Source organism: Parablastomonas sp. CN1-191 (genome assembly GCF_049354825.1).
Taxonomy (GTDB): domain Bacteria; phylum Pseudomonadota; class Alphaproteobacteria; order Sphingomonadales; family Sphingomonadaceae; genus Novosphingobium.
On the sequence record NZ_CP186480.1, the window covers coordinates 1,041,094 to 1,058,995 of the forward strand.

Consider the following 17,902-nt stretch of genomic DNA (forward strand, 5'->3'; position numbering starts at 1 on the left):
GTAAACGGAAACCGAGTCAACCGGATGGGTCGAGGGGATCCAGGTCGATCGCCGCGAACCCCGGCAGGATCGCTTCGTGCAGCAGGGTCCGGTGGCAGCAGCTCGGATCGTTTTCATAACACAGCAGCGCGGTGCGGCGCCTGGCTGCAAGGTCCGCCAGGGCAGCGCCGGCCGCGATCGCCTCGGGCAGTTCGAGTTGCCCGGAATAACTGCGCTCAAGCGCCGCGTGGTTGCCGGCGCGCGCCGCCGCGCGTCCCTCTGGCGGCGTGCCGAGCGCGCGGTAATGGACGTAATCGATGCCGGCACTCGCCAGGTTGGCCGCCAGCGCGGTCTTGGCGAAGCCGGGCCGGCGCGATGCGGCGACCGCGCGCACGTCCGCCACGACCTCGACACCCGCCGCGGTCAGCGCGGCCAGGAACTGCGACACGCTCGCCTGCTCGTATCCGATGGTCCAGACCGTGGGCATCAGAACAGCCGCGCCCCATTGGGGACCGGTCCGGCGGGCATCACCAGCACGACCTCGCCCGCCTGGTCGGGAAAGCCCAGCGTCAGCACTTCGGACATCGCCTTGCCAACCTGGCGCGGCGGAAAATTGACCACCGCCGCGACCTGGCGGCCGAGCAACTCGTCGGGCGCGTAATTGACCGCTATCTGGGCGCAGCTTTTCCTGACGCCTACCCCCGGGCCGAAATCGATCTGCAGCTTCAGGCTGGGCTTGCGCGCCTCGGCATAGATTTCGGCCGCCACGACCGTGCCGATACGGATGTCGACCTTGAGGAAATCGTCGAACCCGATCGGCGCCGCCGCGGCGGCTCCGGGCGGATGCACCAGATGCGTCATTCCAGCTCCAGGATCACCGCGTCGACGGCCAGGCTGTCACCGGCCTTGGCGTTCACCGCCTTGACCCTGCCGGCTTTTTCGGCGCGCAGGATGTTTTCCATCTTCATCGCCTCGACAACCGCGAGCGGCTGGCCGGGTTCCACCGTATCGCCCTCGCCCACGTCGAGCCGGACCAGCAGGCCGGGCATCGGGCAGATCAGGAAGCGCGACAGGTCGGGCGCGACCTTTTCGATCATGTGCGCGCGGTAGCTGGCCACGCGCGTGGGCAAGACCTGGACGTCATGGATCGCGCCGCGCGTGGTCAGGCGGAATCCGCTGCGCGTCGGCGCGATGCGGATGCCATAGCTGTCCTCGCCGACTTCGGCCTCGATCAGCGTGTCGCCCGGCGTGTATTCGAGCGCGAGGTCGACCGGCTCGCCGTCGACCAGCACGTCCTCCTCGCCCAGTTCGACCGCGTGATCGCTGCCGCCTATCCGCACCGTCCATTCGTAAGGCGGCTCGAGCGGACCGTTCAGCTGGTCGTCGACCTGCCGCGCCCGATCGGCCCGCGCGCTGGCGACGAAGCCGGCGACCGCCGCCAGGTGACGCAGCGTTTCGGGCGACGTTTCCGCGCCATGAAAACCCTCGGGGAATTCCTCGGCGATGAACCCGGTGGTCAGTTCGCCCGAGCGGAACCGCGGGTGCTGCATGATCGCGCTGAGGAAATCGATATTGTGGCCAAGCCCCTCGATCTCGAACCGATCGAGCGCAGCGATCTGCAAATCCGCCGCTTCCTCGCGCGTCGGCGCCCAGGTCACCAGCTTGGCGATCATCGGGTCGTAGAACATCGAAACTTCGCCGCCTTCATAAACGCCGTCATCGACGCGGACGCCGTCCACGCCCCGCCTGCCATTGGAGTTCGCAGGATTATCCGGGCCGTCATCGCTCCAGCCCTCCACCGGCGGCTGGTAGCGCGTCAGCCGCCCCGTGCTGGGCAGGAAGCCGCGATAGGGGTCCTCGGCATAGACGCGGTTCTCGATCGCCCAGCCGTCGATGCCGATGTCGGCCTGCGTGAACGGCAGCTTTTCGCCCGCGGCGACGCGGATCATCTGCTCGACCAGGTCGATGCCGGTGATCGCCTCGGTCACCGGGTGCTCGACCTGAAGCCGGGTGTTCATTTCGAGGAAGTAGAAGCTCTCCCCGGTCGGGTCCGCGCCCGAGACGATCAGTTCGACCGTGCCCGCCGAATAGTAGCCGACCGCGCGGCTGAGCGCGACGCACTGCTCGCCCATCGCGGCGCGCATCTTAGGCGTGACGAAGGGAGACGGCGCTTCCTCGACCACCTTCTGGTGGCGGCGCTGGATCGAGCACTCGCGCTCGTTCAAGTAAACGATGTTGCCGTGCTGATCGCCCAGGATCTGGATTTCGATGTGGCGCGGGTTGAGGATGAACTTCTCGATGAACACGCGGTCGTCGCCGAAAGAATTCAGCCCCTCGCGCTTGGTCGCTTCGAAACCTTCGCGCACGTCCTGCTCGGAATAGGCCAGCCGCATGCCCTTGCCCCCGCCGCCGGCGCTGGCCTTCATCATCACCGGATAACCGATCTCACCCGCGATCCGCACCGCGTGCTCGGTATCCTCGATCTCGCCGACGAAGCCGGGGACGACGTTGACCCCGGCCGCCTTGGCCAGCTTCTTGGACTCGATCTTGTCCCCCATCGCCGCGATCGCGTTCACCGGCGGCCCGATGAAGGCGATGTTTTCGCGTGCGAGTTGCTCGGCGAACGAAGTGCGCTCCGACAGGAAGCCGTAACCCGGATGGACCGCCTCGGCCCCGGTCTGCTTGCACGCCGCGATGATCTTGTCCGCGATCAGGTAGCTTTCGGCCGCCGGCGACGGCCCGATGTGCACCGCTTCGTCCGCCATCCGCACGAACGGCGCGCGCGCGTCGGCATCGGAATAGACCGCGACCGTCGCGATACCCATGCGACGCGCGGTCTTGATGACCCGGCAAGCAATTTCGCCGCGATTGGCGATGAGGATTTTCTTGAACATCAGTCGTCGCGCTCTTTCCGCGTTCTCAAAAGGAACCACCAAACCATCAGTGCCAAGGTCGATATTGCCAACACCCACCAAACAACGCTGAAAGTGTTGCTGCGATTTCGACACTCGTCAAAAGTTTCAGGGCAATCGCCCATGACAGCCGCGAGAGCCGTGAATCCAAAGACTACGACCCAGATAACCCCGCTGATTAAGCAGCCAAGGTTTCTCACTCCGCCGCCTCCACCACCGGGCACGCCCGCAGCGGTTCCTCGCCCTTGAGCGCGGTCAGGCCCAGCTTGGCGAACAGCGCCGCGTCGCTGTCGTCGCCCGCGTTCGGTGCGGTCAGCAGCTTGTCGCCGGTGAAGATCGAGTTCGCGCCGGCCATGACGCACAGCGCCTGGGTCGCCTCGCTCATGCTTTCGCGCCCGGCGGAGAGCCGCACCATCGAAAGCGGCATGGTGATCCGCGCAACCGCGACCGTGCGGACGAATTCGATGTCGTCGATCTTGGCCAGCGGCGTGTCCGCCAGCATATCGCCCAGCACGGTGCCCTTGACCGGCACCAGCGCGTTGACCGGCACGCTTTCGGGGTGGGCCGGCAACGTCGCCAGCGTATGGATGAACCCCACCCGGTCCTCGCGCGTTTCGCCCATGCCGACGATCCCGCCGCTGCACACGTTGATGCCCGATGCGCGCACGTTGGAAAGCGTTTCCAGCCGCTGGTCCATCGTCCGCGTGGTGATGACGCGCTCGTAATATTCCGGGCTGCTGTCGATGTTGTGGTTGTAGTAATCGAGCCCCGCCTCGGCGAGCATGTCGGCCTGTTTCGGCGTCAGCATGCCCAGCGTCATGCAGGTTTCCAGCCCCATCGCCCGCACGCCTTTCACGATCTCTACGATCGCAGGCATGTCGCGATCCTTGGGGTTGCGCCAGGCCGCGCCCATGCAGAAGCGCTGGCTCCCGTGGTCCTTTGCCTGCGCGGCCGATTGCAGCACCGCCTGGACGTCCATCAGCTTGGTCGCGGCGACGCCGCTGTCCGCCTTCACGCTTTGCGAACAATAGCCGCAATCTTCAGGGCAGCCGCCGGTCTTGATGCTCAGCAGCGTGCAGAGCTGGACCTGGTCCGGCGCGTGGTGCGCGCGGTGGACTGTCGCGGCGTGGAACACCAGTTCGGAAAACGGCAGGTCGAACAGCGCGGCGATTTCGGCGCGGGTCCAGTCAGTGCGGATGGTCATTGCGGGGCGTCCTGGCAGCCGGTGACGAAGCCGTATTGCGGATCGAGTTTCTCGGTCGTCGGAAACAGAAACTGCAGCGCGGCGGGCACGACGGCGTGGTAGATCGTGGCGTGGGTGAATTCGCGGTGCGGAACCACGCAGGCGCGGTTGCCCAGCGCAGCGGCGAAGCGCGCGTCAATGGCGGCTTCGTCGCCGCCCTCCTCGGCAAAGGTGACGAAAAGGCGCCGTCCGGCCTGCGCTTTGCCCATCAGCGCAGGTGCGGCGGCGGTCAGCGCGGCGTTATCCCACCACAGGCTGGGGCTGACGGCGGCGTAATTGCGGAACAGCGCCGGCTCACGCAGCCAGGTCTCGGCGATGAAGAGGCCCGCCAGCGATTCCCCGATCACGCCATCGTTACCGTCGGTGCGATAGCGCGCGGCGATCATCGGCTTGACCTCGTCGCGGATGAAGCGGCGAAAGCGCGCCGATTGGCCGGCGGTGGGATACTTGGCGAGCAGCGCCTTGTCCGCGGTTGGCCCAGTAAGCTCGTTGCGGCGGTCCCTGGTGGCGATGCCGACGACGATCGCGTCCTGCGCCCGTCCCCACGCCGCGCCGAGCTGGCCGGCGCCGACGACGTGGATGAAGTCCTGATCCACGCCGCCGTCGATCAGGTAGAGCACCGGGTACCGCTTTTCCCCCTTGGCGTAGTCCGCGGGCAGCGAAACGTTTATCACCCTCTCCTCGCCCATCACGGCCGAGGCGACGCGAATGCTTTGGCCCAGCACGATCGTTTCCGGCGCGGCAATGGATACAGCGGGCAGCGCCGCGTTCAGCGGCGTGGACAAAAGCAGGGCCAGCGCGGCGGTGCGGGCGATCATGCCGGTTTCCTTGCCAGGTAGAGCCCCAGCGCCATCACCGCCAGGCCGGCGGCGCGCTTGGTCGTGATCGGGCTGGGTATCGCGCCAAGCCAGCCGAAATGGTCGATCGCCGCGGCGGCAACGATCTGGCCCAGCAGCACGAAGAAGATCGCATTGCCCAGGCCGATCTTCGGCGCCGCGAAGGCGACAGCGGTGGCGTAGAACAGCATGAACACCGCGCCGAACCAGATCCACGGCTGTTCGAACGTGAACGCCGATCGCGCGGGAAACCCCATCACCGCGACGATAGCGAGTGCGATTCCGAAGCCCACGCCGAAAGTGACCATCGTCGCCGAAACCGGGCTGCCGAGCTGCTTGCCCAGCGCGGAATTGAACGCCGCGAAGATCGGGATGCCGATGCCGCTGGCGAACATCATCGCCGCGATGGGCACGAACGCGGTTTGCGGGGCCGCGCTCACCCTGCGGCCTCCAGTTCGGACCCGGCCGGCGGCATGTTGTGGCCCAGCAGGCGCAGCAGGTCCGCCGCGCACTCGACCACGTTGCTGCCCGGGCCGTAGATCCCCTGGACCCCGGCTTCGCGCAGAAAATCGTAGTCCTGCGGCGGGATCACCCCGCCCGCCACCACCTTGATGTCGGCGCGCCCCGCATCCTTGAGCAAGCGCACCAGCGCGGGGATCAGCGTCTTGTGCCCTGCTGCCAGCGACGAGGCGCCGACCGCGTCGACGTCCTTTTCAAGCGCCAACGCGGCGGTCTCTTCGGGCGTCTGGAACAGCGGCCCCGACACCACGTCGAAACCCATGTCAGCGAACGCAGAGGCGATCACGTTGGCGCCGCGGTCGTGTCCGTCCTGGCCCATCTTGGCGACGAGGATGCGGGGTTTGTGACCGATCCGGCGTGCAACCGCGTCGACGCCCGAGACGACCGCAGCATAGCGATCGTCGCCGGCATAGGCCGGGCCGTAGACGCCCGTCACCGGCACCGGCTGCGTGCCGTAGCGGCCGAATGCGGCCTCCATCGCGTCCGATATCTCGCCCAGCGACGCGCGCGCGCGCGCCGCGCCGACCGCCAGCGCCAGCAAGTTGCCGCCGCCCCTCGCGCCTTCGGTCAGCGCCGCCAGCGCGGCACGGCAAGCGGCCTCGTCGCGGCGCTCGCGCATCGCCTTCAGGCGCGCGATCTGCGCGTCGCGCACCGCGTGGTTGTCGATGTCGAGCGTGTCGAGGTGGGCTTCCTCGCCCAGCCGGTACTTGTTCACGCCCACGATCACGTCCTCGCCGCGGTCGACCCGGGCCTGGCGTGCGGCGGCGGCCTGTTCGATGGCGGCCTTGGGCTTGCCGGTGGCGACATAGGCGGTCATCCCGCCGGCCGCGTCGACCTCCTCGATCATGGCCCAGGCCTGGTCCACCAGCGTCTGCGTCAGCGCCTCGACGTAATAGGACCCGCCCAGCGGATCGACGACCCTGGTGATGCCGGTTTCCTCGGCCAGGACGATCTGCGTGTTGCGGGCGATGCGGGCGCTGAAATCGGTTGGCAGCGCGATCGCCTCGTCCAGCGCGTTCGTGTGCAGGCTCTGCGTGCCGCCCAGCGTCGCGGCCATTGCTTCGATGCAGGTGCGCATGACGTTGTTGTAGGGGTCCTGCTCCTGCAGGCTGACGCCGCTGGTCTGGCAGTGGGTACGCAGCATCTTGCTGCGTTCGCTTTTGGCGCCCAGCTCGTCCATCACGCGCCACCACAGCGTGCGGGCAGCGCGCAGCTTGGCGATCTCCATGAAGAAGTTCATGCCGATGCCGAAAAAGAACGAAAGCCGGCCGGCGAAGGCATCGATATCGAGCCCCGCCGCCATCGCGCGCTTCGCGTATTCCTTGCCGTCGGCAATGGTGAAGGCCAGCTCCTGCACCGCCGTCGCACCGGCTTCGTGCATGTGGTAGCCGGAGATCGAAATGCTGTTGAACTTGGGCATTTCGGCGCTGGTATAGGCGATGATGTCCGACACGATCCGCATCGAAGGCTCGGGCGGATAGATGTACGTGTTGCGGACCATGAACTCCTTGAGGATGTCGTTCTGGATCGTCCCGTCGAGGAGCTTGCGGTCGACCCCCTGCTCCTCGCCCGCGACGATGAAGAACGCCAGGATCGGGATCACCGCGCCGTTCATCGTCATGCTGACCGACATCTGGTCGAGCGGAATGCCGTCGAACAGTATCTTCATGTCCTCGACGGAATCGATCGCCACGCCCGCCTTGCCCACGTCGCCGACCACGCGCGGATGGTCGCTGTCATAGCCGCGGTGGGTGGCGAGGTCGAAGGCGACCGACAGCCCCTTCTGCCCGGCCGCGAGGTTGCGGCGGTAGAAGGCGTTGGATTCCTCGGCGGTTGAGAAGCCCGCATACTGGCGGATCGTCCACGGCCGTCCCGCGTACATGCTGGCGCGCACCCCGCGCGTGAACGGCGCGAAGCCGGGCAAGCCGGGATCGGCGGTAACGTCGTCCGCGGTGTAGAGCGGCTTGATGTCGAAGCCTTCGGGCGTATGCCAGGTCAGGTCCCTAAACCGTTCTGGGCCCTTCACCTCCTTCGCCGCGGCGGCCTGCCAGTCTTTCGCGTCAGCCATCGTCACTTGCCCTTGAACTGTGCGGGACGTTTTTCGAGGAAGGCGCGCACCCCTTCGGCGAAATCCTCGCCGTAACCGGCCTCACGCTGGTTCTCGCGCTCGAGGTCGAGCGTTTCGTCCAACGTCAGCGACAGCCCGGCCGGCACCTGCTTGCGGATCATGGCGATGATCCGGGTTGGCCCCTGCGCCAGTTTGGCCGCAATGGCCTGCGCGGCGTCGAGGCATTCGCCATCGGCGACCACGCGGGTGACGATGCCGGCGTCAAGCGCGTCGCCCGCCATGCAGCGTTCGCCCAGCAGCGCCATCTCCAGCGCCTTGGTGCGCCCCGCGCTCTTGCCGATGAACCAGGCGGCGCCGGCATCGGGGACCAGGCCGATGTTGACGAAGGCCAGCTGGAGATAGGCCGAACGCGCCATAACGCTGATGTCGCCCGCCAGCGCCAGCCCTACGCCCGCGCCCGCCGCCGGCCCGTTGATCGCGGTGACGACCGGAATGTCGAGAGTGGCCAGGCGCCGGATCAGCGGGTTGAAATTGTCCTCCAGCGACTGGCCAAGATCGCGGTTGAGCCCGCCGCTGCCCGACACGTCGTTGTTGGCGGCCAGGTCCGCGCCGGCGCAGAAACCGCGCCCCGCGCCGGTGATCACGACGCAGCGCGCGCCCTGCGCCAGCGCCTGGTCAAGCGCGCCGTGCATGTCCGTGAAGCACTGCGGCACCAGCGCGTTCAGCCGATCGGGCCGGTTGAGCGTGATCGTGGCGACGTCGTTCGCGACAGCCAGCGTGATGGTTTCGAACGCGGTCACGTCAGTTGCTCCAGTGCGCCCCCTCGCTGGGCGTCTCCATGATCTCGGTCAGGACGCCGCCCATGTCGCGCGGGTGGAGGAAGAAGATCGGCGTGCCGTGCGCGCCGATCCGGGTCGGGCCGAGGACGCGCTTGCCCATCCCCTCGAACTCGGCGCGCGCGGCGGCGATATCGGGGACTTCGAAGCAGACGTGATGCTGCCCGCCGGCGGGGTTCTTCTCCAGGAAAGCGCGGATCGGCGAAGCATCGCCGAGCGGCTCGATCAACTCGATCTGCGGGCCGGAGGGCGTATCGACGAAGCAGACTTTCACGCCCTGCTCGGGCATGTCGAACGGCTCGTGGATCGTCGTCGCGCCCATCGTATCGCGCCAGAACGCGACGGCGTCGGAGATCGAGGGCGTGGCGACGCCGATGTGATTGAGGCGGCCGAGTTTCATTCAACATCTATCATAAAGCAAACGCCCAGTAAGCGCAGAACACTGCAGTGAAAATGTTCCAGCATTGCGCCACGAGAAATCTTACAGGTTGCGAATCAGCGGAGTACGGGCCGAACGAGATGTACTCGGCACCCGTTTTGACTTCGCCTGAAATGAAACCGCGTACCGCGTAGCTCAAGAAAATTGCTGCGGTGATACCGAGGAGAAACCGGAGCCAAATCGGATCAAGCATCGCAACCTCCCTCAAAGCGGAATATTGTCATGCTTCTTCCACGGATTCTCGAGGCTCTTGTTCCTCAGCTTCCGTAGTCCCAGCGCGATACGGCGGCGGGTCGAGTGGGGATGGATCACCTCGTCGATGAAGCCCTTGCTCGCCGCGACGAACGGGTTGGCGAAGCGGTCTTCGTATTCCTTGGTCCGCTCGGCGATCTTGGCCGGGTCGCCGATGTCGGAGCGGAAGATGATCTCGACCGCGCCCTTGGCGCCCATCACCGCGATCTCGGCGGTGGGCCAGGCGTAGTTGAGATCGCCGCGCAAGTGCTTGGAGGCCATGACGTCGTACGCGCCGCCGTAGGCCTTGCGGGTGATCACGGTGATCTTGGGCACGGTCGCCTCGGCATAGGCGAACAGCAGCTTGGCGCCGTGCTTGATGATGCCGCCCAGTTCCTGCGCGGTGCCGGGGAGGAACCCGGGCACGTCGACGAAGGTAACTATAGGGATCTCGAACGCGTCGCAGAAGCGTACGAAGCGCGCCGCCTTCTTGGACGAATTGATGTCGAGTACGCCCGCCAGCACCATCGGCTGGTTGGCGATGACGCCTACGGTGCGGCCTTCGATGCGGCCGAACCCGGTCAGGATGTTGCCGGCGTGGCCGGGCTGGATCTGGAAGAACTCGCCCTCGTCGAGCACTTTGCGCACCACTTCGCACATGTCGTAAGGCTGGTTGGCGTTGGCCGGGATCACGCTGTCTAGGCTGTCCTCGGCGCGGTCCCACGGATCGGCGCAAGGCCGCTCGGGAGCGCCGCTGCGGTTGTTGCAGGGCAGGAAATCAAAGAACTCGCGCGCGGTCAGCAGCGCCTCGATATCGTTTTCCAGCGCCAGGTCGGCAACGCTGGTCTTGGTCGAGTGCGTAATCGCGCCGCCCAGCTCCTCTTGCGTGACCACCTCGTTCGTCACGGTTTTCACCACGTCCGGCCCGGTGACGAACATGTACGACGAATCCTTCACCATGAAGATGAAGTCCGTCATCGCCGGCGAATAGACCGCCCCGCCCGCGCAGGGCCCCATGATGAGGCTGAGCTGCGGCACCACGCCCGATGCCAGCACGTTGCGCTGGAAGATCTCTGCGTAGCCGCCAAGGCTGGCGACGCCCTCCTGGATCCGCGCGCCGCCGCTGTCGTTCAGCCCGATCACCGGCGCGCCGACCTTCATCGCGCTGTCCATGATCTTGCAGATCTTCATCGCGTGGCGTTCCGAAACCGCGCCGCCGAACACCGTGAAGTCCTGCGAAAACACATAGACCAGCCGCCCGTTGATCGTGCCGCTGCCGGTCACCACGCCATCACCCGGGATGCGGTTATCGGCCATGCCGAAGTCGAAATTGTTGTGCTCGACGTAAGCGTCGACCTCCTCGAAGCTGCCTTCGTCGAGCAGGATGTCGAGCCGTTCGCGCGCGGTCAGCTTGCCCTTGGCGTGCTGGGCATCGATCCGGCGCTGGCCCCCGCCCATGCGGGCAGCCTCGCGCCGGCGTTCCATTTCAGCGATATTGGCGGACATGCAGGCCCCTTGGGTAGTGTCAGCGCAGGGTCATGCCCGCGTCACGCGCCGCTGTCGAATGTGAACTTGCGAAGTTGCGAAGCGGCAGTTTGCAAACTATCGCGCTGTCATGAGCACCAGCCGCCTCTTCGCCGGGCCGCGCCTGCGCGCCATGCGCCGCGACCGCGCGATGCGGCAGAACGACCTTGCCGGACGCCTCGGGATCAGCACCAGCTACCTCTCGCAGCTGGAAAGCGACGATCGCCCGCTGACCGCGGCGCTGGTAGAACGGCTACGCGCCCTGTTTCCGCTCGACTGGCACGAGCTGGGCACCGGCGGCGCGGAAACCCGGCTGGCGGCGCTGCGCGAAGCGGCCGCCGACCCGCTGTTCCCCCAACCGCTCGATCCCGGGCAACTCGCCCGCTTCGCAGCCCAGCAGCCGGCGCTGGCGGACCGTTTCGTCGCGCTGCACGAGGCTTATCGCCGCACCGGCCAGCGCCTGCAGATGGTGGACGAGGCGCTGGGCGCGGACCGGGCCGATGGCGCGCGCCTGCCGTGGGAGGACGTGCGCGACTGGTTCCACCGCGCCAACAACTACGTCGACCGGATCGACCGCGCCGCCGAAGCCCTCGCCGCGCGGCTCGGTGCCGCGCCCAGCCCGGCCTTGCCCGCGATAGAGCGCCAGCTGACCGGCCCGCTCGCCTTGTCCCTGCGGTACGAGTCCGGGCCCTTGCGCGCTTTCGACGCCGAGATGCGGCACGTCGCGGTCGACCCCGGCCAGCCGGTGGAAAGCCGGCGCTTCCAACTGGCCCACCAGCTGGCCGCGATTGTCCTGAAGGACGAGATCGCCGCGGTTGTTGCCGGCGCCGACCTGGCGACCCCGGCGGCGCGGCAACTGCTGTTCGTCGGGCTTGGCAACTACGCCGCCGGCGCGCTGCTGATGCCGTATGGCGCGTTCCGCAAGGCCGCCCGTGACGCGCGCCACGACATCGACCGGCTGGCCCAGACCTTCGGCACGAGTTTCGAGCAGACCTGCCACCGCCTGTCCACGCTTCAGCGCGAAGGCACGCGCGGGGTGCCGTTCTTTTTCTGCCGGGTCGACATGGCGGGCAACATTACCAAGCGCCACTCCGCGACGAGGCTGCAGTTCGCCCGTTTCGGCGGGGCCTGCCCGTTGTGGATCGTGCACGAGGCCGTTGCGATCCCCGACCGCATCCTGGTCCAGCTGGCCGAGACGCCCGACGGGGTGCGCTATGTCTCGATGGCGAAGGGGCTGGTCAAGCCCTCGGGCAGCTACGCCCGCGCGCCTCGCCGCTATGCAGTCGCGCTGGGCTGCGAAGCCAGCCACGCCGGCGAATTCGTCTATGCCGACGGGATCGACCTGGCCTCCGAGGCCGGCGCCACGCGCATCGGCGTCTCGTGCCGGCTCTGCCCCCGCCCCGATTGCGACCAGCGCGCTTTTCCGCCCAGCGACCGCATGATCGCGGTCGACCCGGACGAGCGCGGCGTGGTGCCCTACCGCATCGGCGGGGTGCCGAGCGGTACCTAGCGCATCAGGACGAGCTCTTCGGCCATCGACGGGTGGAGCGCCACGGTGGCGTCGAAGTCCGCCTTGGTAAGTCCGGCACGCACCGCGATCGCCGCGGCCTGGAGGATCTCGGGCGCATCGGGCCCGATCATGTGGATGCCCAGGATCTTGTCGGTGCCGGCATCGACGACCAGCTTGTAAAGCCCGCGCTCGGCCCGTTCGGCGAACACGTTCTTCATCGGCCGGAAGTCCGAGGTGTAGACCTTGACGTCGCCGAACTGGTTGCGTGCCTGCCCTTCGGTATAGCCGACCGCGGCCAGCGGCGGCTGGCTGAACACCGCGCTGGGAATGCAGTGATAATCGACGTGCGGCACGTCCATCCGGCCGAACACGCGGTCGGCAAAGGCCTGCCCCTCGCGGATCGCCACCGGCGTCAGCTGGACCCGGTCGGTCACGTCGCCGACCGCATAGATCGAGGGCACGTTGGTGCGGTTCTCGGCATCGACGACAATCTCGCCGCGATCGCCGATCGTCACGCCTGCCGCCTCGAGGCCGAGGCCGTCGATCTTGGGGCGGCGCCCGGTCGCGACCAGCACGATGTCGGCGGCGAGCGGGTCCAGCCCCTCGGTGTGGACCAGCAGGGATCCGTCCGCCTCACGCGTCACCTGCTGCAGCTTGCGGTTGAACTTGTATTCGATGCCGCGCGCCATCGTGATCTGCAGCAACCTGTCGCGCAGCGTCTCGTCATATCCGCGCAGCACCGTATCAGAGCGGTTGACCACGGTGACATGGCAGCCCAGCGCGTTGAAGATACCGGCAAATTCCATCGCGATGTAGCCGGCGCCGGCGATCACGACGCGCCGGGGCAGCGTTTCGAGGTGGAAAACCTCGTTGCTGGTGATGCAATGCTCGTTGCCTTCGAACGCGGGCATGACCGGCCAGGCGCCGGTCGCCACCAGGATCGTGCCGGCGGTGACCGTCTTGCCCGAAGCCAGCCTGACCGCGTGCGGCCCGGTGATTTCCGCGCGCTCCAGGAAACTGTCGACCTTGTTGTTCGACAGCGTGGTCTTGTACGCGCCTTCCAGCCGGTCGACGTCGCGCAGCACCGTATCGCGCAAGTGCGGCCAGTCGAACTCCATGCCCGAAACCGACCAGCCGTAGTGGCGGGCGTCCTGCAGCTCCTCGGCGAAGTGGCTGCCGTAGACGAGCAGCTTCTTGGGCACGCAGCCGCGGATCACGCACGTCCCGCCGACGCGGTATTCCTCGGCCACCGCCACGCGCGCGCCGTGCGCCGCGGCGACCCGGCTGGCACGGACCCCGCCCGAACCCGCGCCGATGACGAAAAGGTCGTAATCGTAAGTGTCGGCCATGGTGTTCCTTTGCCCCCGGGTGCAGCCAGGCTGGCGGCAGCCGGGGCAAGTGGCAGCTAGGGTTGCCGGGCCCCTTCGGCAAGGACGCGCGGTGCGATCACTGTAATCGGCGGGCGGGCGCCGACGCGATCAGGCGATCCCCGCCGCCTTCATCAGCGCCGTCGTGCTGGTGTCGAAGTGGCCGCCGCCCTGGCCGATCGACTTGGCGATTTCCTTGCCCAGCTCGACTCCGAACTGGTCGAACGAGTTGATGCCAAGGATCACGCCGTTGGCGAAAGTACGATGTTCGTGGAATGCGATCAACGCGCCCAGCGTCGCCGGATTGATGTCCTCGCACAGCATCGTCGCCGACGGCCGGTCGCCCGGATAGGCGCGCGCCGGGTCGGCATTGGCCTTGCCAGCCATCAACGCCGCGCCCTGGCCGAAGCAGTTGGCCAGCAGGTTGCGGTGATGCACCGGGTCCAGGGTGTCGCCCGGAATGATCGCGGCGATGAAATCGACCGGCACCACGGCCGTGCCCTGGTGCAGCAGCTGGAACACGGCGTGCTGGGCGTCCGTCCCGACCCCGCCCCAGGTGATCGGCGCGGTCGGCTGGGTCACCGGCTTGCCGTCCAGCGTGGCGCGCTTGCCGTTCGATTCCATCTCGAGCTGCTGGAGGTAGCTCGGCAACAGGCGCAGCCGCTCGTCATAGGCGAAACAGGCGCGCGTCTGGCAGCCCACCAGGTGGGTATAGTAAAGGTCGGCAAAGGCAGCGCGCAGCGCCACGTTGGCGGCGCCGTCCTCCTCGATGAAATGGCGGTCCATCGCCGCTGCGCCGTCCAGCATCTCGGCGAAATCGTCCCAGCCGCAGGCCAGAGCGATCGGGAAGCCGATCGACGACCACAGCGAATAGCGCCCGCCGACACTTTCGGAAAACGGCAGGACGCGCGTTTCGTCGATGCCCCATTCGACCGCCTTGTCGGGCGCCGCGGTAAGCGCCACCGCGCGGCCATAGGGATCGGCAACGCCGTTTGCCTTCAGCCAGTCGAGCGCCGAAGCGGCGTTGGTCATCGTCTCGGTCGTGGTGAACGTCTTGGAGGCGACCGCGATCATCGTGGCCGCGGGGTCGCAGCGCGCAAAGGCCTCTTCCAGCGCCTGGCCGTCGATGTTGGCGACCACCTCCACCGCGATGGCCGGGCCGGCGTCGGGATCGGCCTGGTCGGGACGCGCCAGCGCGTCGAGCGCCAGCTTCGGGCCCAGCGCCGAGCCGCCGATGCCGATATGGATTAGGTGCCGCACTGTGCCGAACGTGCCGCCGCGGATCGCCGCGACCAGGCCGCGCATGCGGGCATGAAGCGCGCTCGCCTCCTCGACCATCGCGGCGTCGCCTTGTCCGCGCTGCGCCATGTGCCCGACCGGGCGATCTTCGGTGACGTTGATCCGCTCGCCCGCCAGCAGCGCGGCGCGGCGCTGGGCAAAGCCGGCGGCGGCCGCCAGCGCCTCGAACGCGGCGACGTGATCGGGCGACAGGTGCGTCTTGGACCAGTCGAACCGGATCGAGCCACCGGGCAGATCAAGCGTCGTGGTCATCGCCGCGACGCGGCCGGCGTCGGCGAACAGGTCCTTCAGCGACGGGCGCGGCAGCGCGGTCAGACGATCCCAGGCTGCTGTCACGTCCGTATCGCTTGTGTCCGCCATGCTCTCGGCCTTTCCTACGCCTGCATCGATGCAGTAGAAGCCGCGCCCATGCCTGCGCAACCCCGCCATTTGGTCCCCCTGTCGCGGTCCGTCGGAGGATCGACGCGGTTCGTCGTCAGGACGGTGTCAACTGTGTCAATCGTGTTAGGCGCCTAACACAGCGGCCGGTGCGCCGCGCTTGACGCCGGAAGCTTCCCCCAACATGGACGAGCCCATGACAGACACCACCCGCCCCAACGCCGGCAGGCCCGAAACGGTCACCCCCCAGGTCGTAGGCCCGGCCCCGGCACCGCTGGCGACGGACAAGCCCAAGAAGAAGGAGGACAATTTCTTCGTCTTCCTGATCAAGCTGGTGCTGGTCGTGGTGATCTTCCGCAGCTTCTTCTTCTCGCCCTTCAACATCCCCAGCGAATCGATGCTGCCGCGGCTTTGGAACGGCGACTATCTCCTCGCCAGCAAGTGGTCTTATGGCTACTCGCGCTATTCACTGCCGCTGTCGTTGCCGCTCCTGCCCGAGCATCGCCTGCTGGCCAAGCAGCCCGCGCGCGGCGATGTGGTGATCTTCAAGGCCCCGCCGCTCGACGACGTCGATTATATCAAGCGGGTTATCGGCCTGCCGGGCGACACCGTCCAGATGATCGGCGGGCAGGTCTACCTGAACGGGATGCCGGTTCCCAAGGTGCGGGTCGCCGATTTCGAAATCCCCGTTTCGGGCAACACGCGCTGCTACGGTCCGCAGTTCGCCGTCCGGACCGCGCAGGGCCGCGATGTGTGCCGTTACCCCCAGTTCCGTGAGACCCTGCCAGAGGGCAAGAGCTATACCGTGCTCGATCTCGGATACCGTCCGCAGGACGATTTCGGGCCTGTGGTCGTGCCGCAGGGAATGCTGTTCCTGATGGGCGACAACCGCGACAATTCCGAAGACAGCCGCTTCGAGGCGGTGCCTGGCGGCGGCATCGGCCTGGTCCCCCAGGACAACCTCGTCGGCAAGGCCAGCGTGATGATGTTCTCGACCAGCGGCGACGCCTCCTGGCTCAAGCCGTGGACCTGGGTGGGCGCGGCCCGCTGGCAGCGGATCGGACTGGCGCTTTGAGCGTCCGCGTTTGATGCTCGGCGACGCTGCCCATACCTTCCTCACGCGCCTGGTCGGCCGCCGCCCGGCGGACGAGGCTCTGTGGCGCGAGGCGCTGACGCACGGTTCAACCGGCGACGCGCGCGATTACCAGCGGCTTGAGTTCCTGGGCGACCGGGTGCTCGGCATGGTCGTGGCCGAGTGGCTGCACGAGGACGAAAAAAGCGACGAGGGCCGGCTTTCGCAGCGCCTCAACGCGCTCGTAAGCCGCACCACCTGCGCCGCGGTGGCGCGCGAAATCGGCCTCGCGGAGCATATCCGCCTGGGCAAGCAGGCCCGCGACGACGGCGGCCATGACAGCGACAACATCCTGGGCGACGTGATGGAGGCGCTGATCGGTGCCAGCTTCGTTTCGCGCGGGTTCGATCCTACGCGCGAGCTTGTCCGCAAGCTTTGGGCGCCGCACGTGCAAGGGGATGCCGGGCAATCCAAGCATCCCAAGTCGGCGCTGCAGGAATGGGCCGCGGGCAACCGCCGCAAGGGTCCGGAATACACGCTGGTCGAACGCTCGGGCCCCGATCATGCCGCCAGTTTCACCGTCCGTGTATCGGTGAAGAACGTTGGCGAGGCGCAGGCGACCGCCAATTCCAAGCAAGAGGCCGAGACCCTGGCCGCCGCCGCCTTTCTCAAGGAATTCGGATGACCGACAGCACCGGCCCCGCTCCCCACTGCGGCCTCGTCGCCGTCATCGGCGCGCCCAATGCCGGCAAGTCGACGCTGGTCAACGCTCTGGTCGGCCAGAAGGTCGCCATCGTCAGCGCCAAGGCGCAGACGACCCGCGCGCGCCTGCTCGGTATCGCGCTGGGCGAAACGCCGGCCGGCAATCCCACCCAGATCATCCTCGCCGACACGCCCGGCATCTTCGCGCCGCGCCGCCGGCTCGACCGCGCGATGGTCAGCGCCGCCTGGGACGGCGCACAGGAGGCCGACGCGATCCTGTTGGTCGTCGATGCCCGCAAGAAGCGCCGCGACGATCTCCAGCCAATTCTCGACGCGCTCAAGGACCGGCCCGAGCGGCGCATCCTCGTCCTCAACAAGGTCGACGCCTGCGACAAGGAGCCACTGCTCGTCGCCGCCGAGGCGCTGACCGCGGAGGTCGCCTTCGAGGAGGTCTATTTCGTCTCGGCCCTCACCGGCGACGGAGTTCCCGAATTGAAGCGCCACCTGGCCGCGCTGATGCCCGAGGGGGCGTGGCATTACCCGGAAGACCAGGTGTCCGACGCCAGCGAACGCCTCCTCGCCGCGGAAATCACGCGCGAGCAGCTGTATCGCCAGCTCCACGACGAGCTTCCCTACGACAGCACCGTGCGGCCCGAAAGCTACACCGAGCGGCGCGACGGATCGGTCGAGATCCATCAGCAGATCGTCATCGCCCGCGACAGCCAGAAGGGCATCGTGCTGGGCAAGGGCGGCAGCAAGCTGAAATCGATCGGCGAAGCGGCGCGCAAGGAGCTGGCCGAACTGCTCGGCCGCAAGGTTCACCTGTTCCTTCACGTCAAGGTCGACGAGGCCTGGGGCGAGAGCAAGGAAATCTACGAGGAACTCGGCCTCGAGTGGGTGCGCTGAGCGGGCCGCGCGCGGCGACGATCTGATACATATCAGGCGCTGGACAAACCGGTCCGCCGCGCGCATCGCTCCGCGGTCCGC

The 17,902-nt window shown here is 67.3% G+C and carries 17 protein-coding genes; 4 read left to right on the forward strand and 13 right to left on the reverse strand.

All coding sequences use genetic code 11. The annotated features are described in order from the left end of the window. Positions 1-16: 16 nt before the first annotated feature. The 11 genes from ACOYW6_RS05255 to ACOYW6_RS05305 all read right to left on the reverse strand — a co-directional run bounded on the left by ACOYW6_RS05255 (position 17) and on the right by ACOYW6_RS05305 (position 10,569). Positions 17-466, reverse strand: coding sequence for a DUF488 family protein (locus tag ACOYW6_RS05255; protein WP_423142756.1), 450 nt, complete (start codon positions 464-466; stop codon positions 17-19). Beyond that, entirely contained in the window at positions 466-840 is a 375-nt protein-coding gene (locus ACOYW6_RS05260; RefSeq protein WP_423142757.1) for a tRNA-binding protein, read from the reverse strand. The genes ACOYW6_RS05255 and ACOYW6_RS05260 overlap by 1 nt, the downstream gene beginning before the upstream one ends. Continuing rightward, the gene (locus ACOYW6_RS05265) at positions 837-2,873 is read right to left on the reverse strand and encodes a biotin carboxylase N-terminal domain-containing protein (protein WP_423142758.1); all 2,037 of its coding nucleotides are present in this window, start codon (positions 2,871-2,873) and stop codon (positions 837-839) included. The genes ACOYW6_RS05260 and ACOYW6_RS05265 overlap by 4 nt, the downstream gene beginning before the upstream one ends. A gap of 214 nt (positions 2,874-3,087) precedes the next feature. Continuing rightward, positions 3,088-4,095 (reverse strand): biotin synthase BioB, encoded by a 1,008-nt coding sequence (gene bioB, locus ACOYW6_RS05270; protein ID WP_423142759.1) that lies wholly within the window; start codon positions 4,093-4,095, stop codon positions 3,088-3,090. Continuing rightward, positions 4,092-4,952 carry an alpha/beta hydrolase gene (locus ACOYW6_RS05275; RefSeq protein WP_423142760.1) on the reverse strand — a complete coding sequence of 287 codons (861 nt, stop codon included), beginning with the start codon at positions 4,950-4,952 and terminating at the stop codon, positions 4,092-4,094. Before ACOYW6_RS05275 ends, bioB begins: the two co-directional genes overlap by 4 nt. Then, complete coding sequence (locus ACOYW6_RS05280) at positions 4,949-5,410, reverse strand: DMT family transporter (RefSeq protein WP_423142761.1); 462 nt, start codon at positions 5,408-5,410, stop codon at positions 4,949-4,951. The genes ACOYW6_RS05275 and ACOYW6_RS05280 overlap by 4 nt, the downstream gene beginning before the upstream one ends. Continuing rightward, on the reverse strand, positions 5,407-7,557 hold the full coding sequence (scpA, locus tag ACOYW6_RS05285) for a methylmalonyl-CoA mutase (protein WP_423142762.1): 2,151 nt from the start codon (positions 7,555-7,557) through the stop codon (positions 5,407-5,409). Before scpA ends, ACOYW6_RS05280 begins: the two co-directional genes overlap by 4 nt. 2 nt (positions 7,558-7,559) lie before the next feature. Beyond that, positions 7,560-8,357, reverse strand: coding sequence for an enoyl-CoA hydratase-related protein (locus ACOYW6_RS05290; RefSeq protein WP_423142763.1), 798 nt, complete (start codon positions 8,355-8,357; stop codon positions 7,560-7,562). 1 nt (position 8,358) lies between these two features. Continuing rightward, entirely contained in the window at positions 8,359-8,793 is a 435-nt protein-coding gene (gene mce, locus ACOYW6_RS05295; protein WP_423142764.1) for a methylmalonyl-CoA epimerase, read from the reverse strand. 10 nt (positions 8,794-8,803) lie between these two features. Continuing rightward, the gene (locus ACOYW6_RS05300; protein WP_423142765.1) at positions 8,804-9,025 is read right to left on the reverse strand and encodes a hypothetical protein; all 222 of its coding nucleotides are present in this window, start codon (positions 9,023-9,025) and stop codon (positions 8,804-8,806) included. An 11-nt stretch (positions 9,026-9,036) separates the two neighbouring features. Beyond that, a complete protein-coding gene (locus ACOYW6_RS05305; protein ID WP_423142766.1) occupies positions 9,037-10,569 on the reverse strand; it encodes an acyl-CoA carboxylase subunit beta in 1,533 nt (510 codons plus the stop codon). A gap of 109 nt (positions 10,570-10,678) precedes the next feature. Here ACOYW6_RS05305 and ACOYW6_RS05310 point away from each other — a divergent pair, with 109 nt between their 5' ends. After that, complete coding sequence (locus ACOYW6_RS05310; protein ID WP_423142767.1) at positions 10,679-12,097, forward strand: helix-turn-helix domain-containing protein; 1,419 nt, start codon at positions 10,679-10,681, stop codon at positions 12,095-12,097. Here the strand turns inward: ACOYW6_RS05310 and gorA are convergent. Next, on the reverse strand, positions 12,094-13,446 hold the full coding sequence (gene gorA / locus ACOYW6_RS05315) for a glutathione-disulfide reductase (protein ID WP_423142768.1): 1,353 nt from the start codon (positions 13,444-13,446) through the stop codon (positions 12,094-12,096). The genes ACOYW6_RS05310 and gorA overlap by 4 nt on opposite strands. Positions 13,447-13,575: 129 nt before the next feature. Further along, positions 13,576-15,123: a glucose-6-phosphate isomerase gene (gene pgi / locus ACOYW6_RS05320; RefSeq protein ID WP_423142769.1), complete on the reverse strand. Its 1,548-nt coding sequence runs from the start codon at positions 15,121-15,123 to the stop codon at positions 13,576-13,578. A 214-nt stretch (positions 15,124-15,337) separates the two neighbouring features. Between pgi and lepB the strand changes: the two genes are divergently transcribed. Genes lepB through era form a run of 3 tightly spaced genes read left to right on the forward strand, consistent with a single transcriptional unit; the run spans position 15,338 to position 17,821 of the window. Then, complete coding sequence (gene lepB / locus ACOYW6_RS05325; protein ID WP_423142770.1) at positions 15,338-16,216, forward strand: signal peptidase I; 879 nt, start codon at positions 15,338-15,340, stop codon at positions 16,214-16,216. A gap of 13 nt (positions 16,217-16,229) precedes the next feature. Continuing rightward, positions 16,230-16,898 carry a ribonuclease III gene (gene rnc, locus ACOYW6_RS05330; protein WP_423142771.1) on the forward strand — a complete coding sequence of 223 codons (669 nt, stop codon included), beginning with the start codon at positions 16,230-16,232 and terminating at the stop codon, positions 16,896-16,898. Then, the gene (era, locus tag ACOYW6_RS05335; RefSeq protein WP_423142772.1) at positions 16,895-17,821 is read left to right on the forward strand and encodes a GTPase Era; all 927 of its coding nucleotides are present in this window, start codon (positions 16,895-16,897) and stop codon (positions 17,819-17,821) included. Before rnc ends, era begins: the two co-directional genes overlap by 4 nt. Positions 17,822-17,902: the final 81 nt, after the last annotated feature.

Bases quoted from the DNA above. Each gene is read 5' to 3' on its own strand.
- ACOYW6_RS05255 (WP_423142756.1), bottom strand. From the start codon at position 466: ATGCCCACGGTCTGGACCATCGGATACGAGCAGGCGAGCGTGTCGCAG.
- ACOYW6_RS05260 (WP_423142757.1), bottom strand. From the start codon at position 840: ATGACGCATCTGGTGCATCCGCCCGGAGCCGCCGCGGCGGCGCCGATC.
- ACOYW6_RS05265 (WP_423142758.1), bottom strand. From the start codon at position 2,873: ATGTTCAAGAAAATCCTCATCGCCAATCGCGGCGAAATTGCTTGCCGG.
- bioB (WP_423142759.1), bottom strand. From the start codon at position 4,095: ATGACCATCCGCACTGACTGGACCCGCGCCGAAATCGCCGCGCTGTTC.
- ACOYW6_RS05275 (WP_423142760.1), bottom strand. From the start codon at position 4,952: ATGATCGCCCGCACCGCCGCGCTGGCCCTGCTTTTGTCCACGCCGCTG.
- scpA (WP_423142762.1), bottom strand. From the start codon at position 7,557: ATGGCTGACGCGAAAGACTGGCAGGCCGCCGCGGCGAAGGAGGTGAAG.
- mce (WP_423142764.1), bottom strand. From the start codon at position 8,793: ATGAAACTCGGCCGCCTCAATCACATCGGCGTCGCCACGCCCTCGATC.
- ACOYW6_RS05300 (WP_423142765.1), bottom strand. From the start codon at position 9,025: ATGCTTGATCCGATTTGGCTCCGGTTTCTCCTCGGTATCACCGCAGCA.
- ACOYW6_RS05305 (WP_423142766.1), bottom strand. From the start codon at position 10,569: ATGTCCGCCAATATCGCTGAAATGGAACGCCGGCGCGAGGCTGCCCGC.
- ACOYW6_RS05310 (WP_423142767.1), top strand. From the start codon at position 10,679: ATGAGCACCAGCCGCCTCTTCGCCGGGCCGCGCCTGCGCGCCATGCGC.
- gorA (WP_423142768.1), bottom strand. From the start codon at position 13,446: ATGGCCGACACTTACGATTACGACCTTTTCGTCATCGGCGCGGGTTCG.
- pgi (WP_423142769.1), bottom strand. From the start codon at position 15,123: ATGGCGGACACAAGCGATACGGACGTGACAGCAGCCTGGGATCGTCTG.
- lepB (WP_423142770.1), top strand. From the start codon at position 15,338: ATGACAGACACCACCCGCCCCAACGCCGGCAGGCCCGAAACGGTCACC.
- rnc (WP_423142771.1), top strand. From the start codon at position 16,230: ATGCTCGGCGACGCTGCCCATACCTTCCTCACGCGCCTGGTCGGCCGC.
- era (WP_423142772.1), top strand. From the start codon at position 16,895: ATGACCGACAGCACCGGCCCCGCTCCCCACTGCGGCCTCGTCGCCGTC.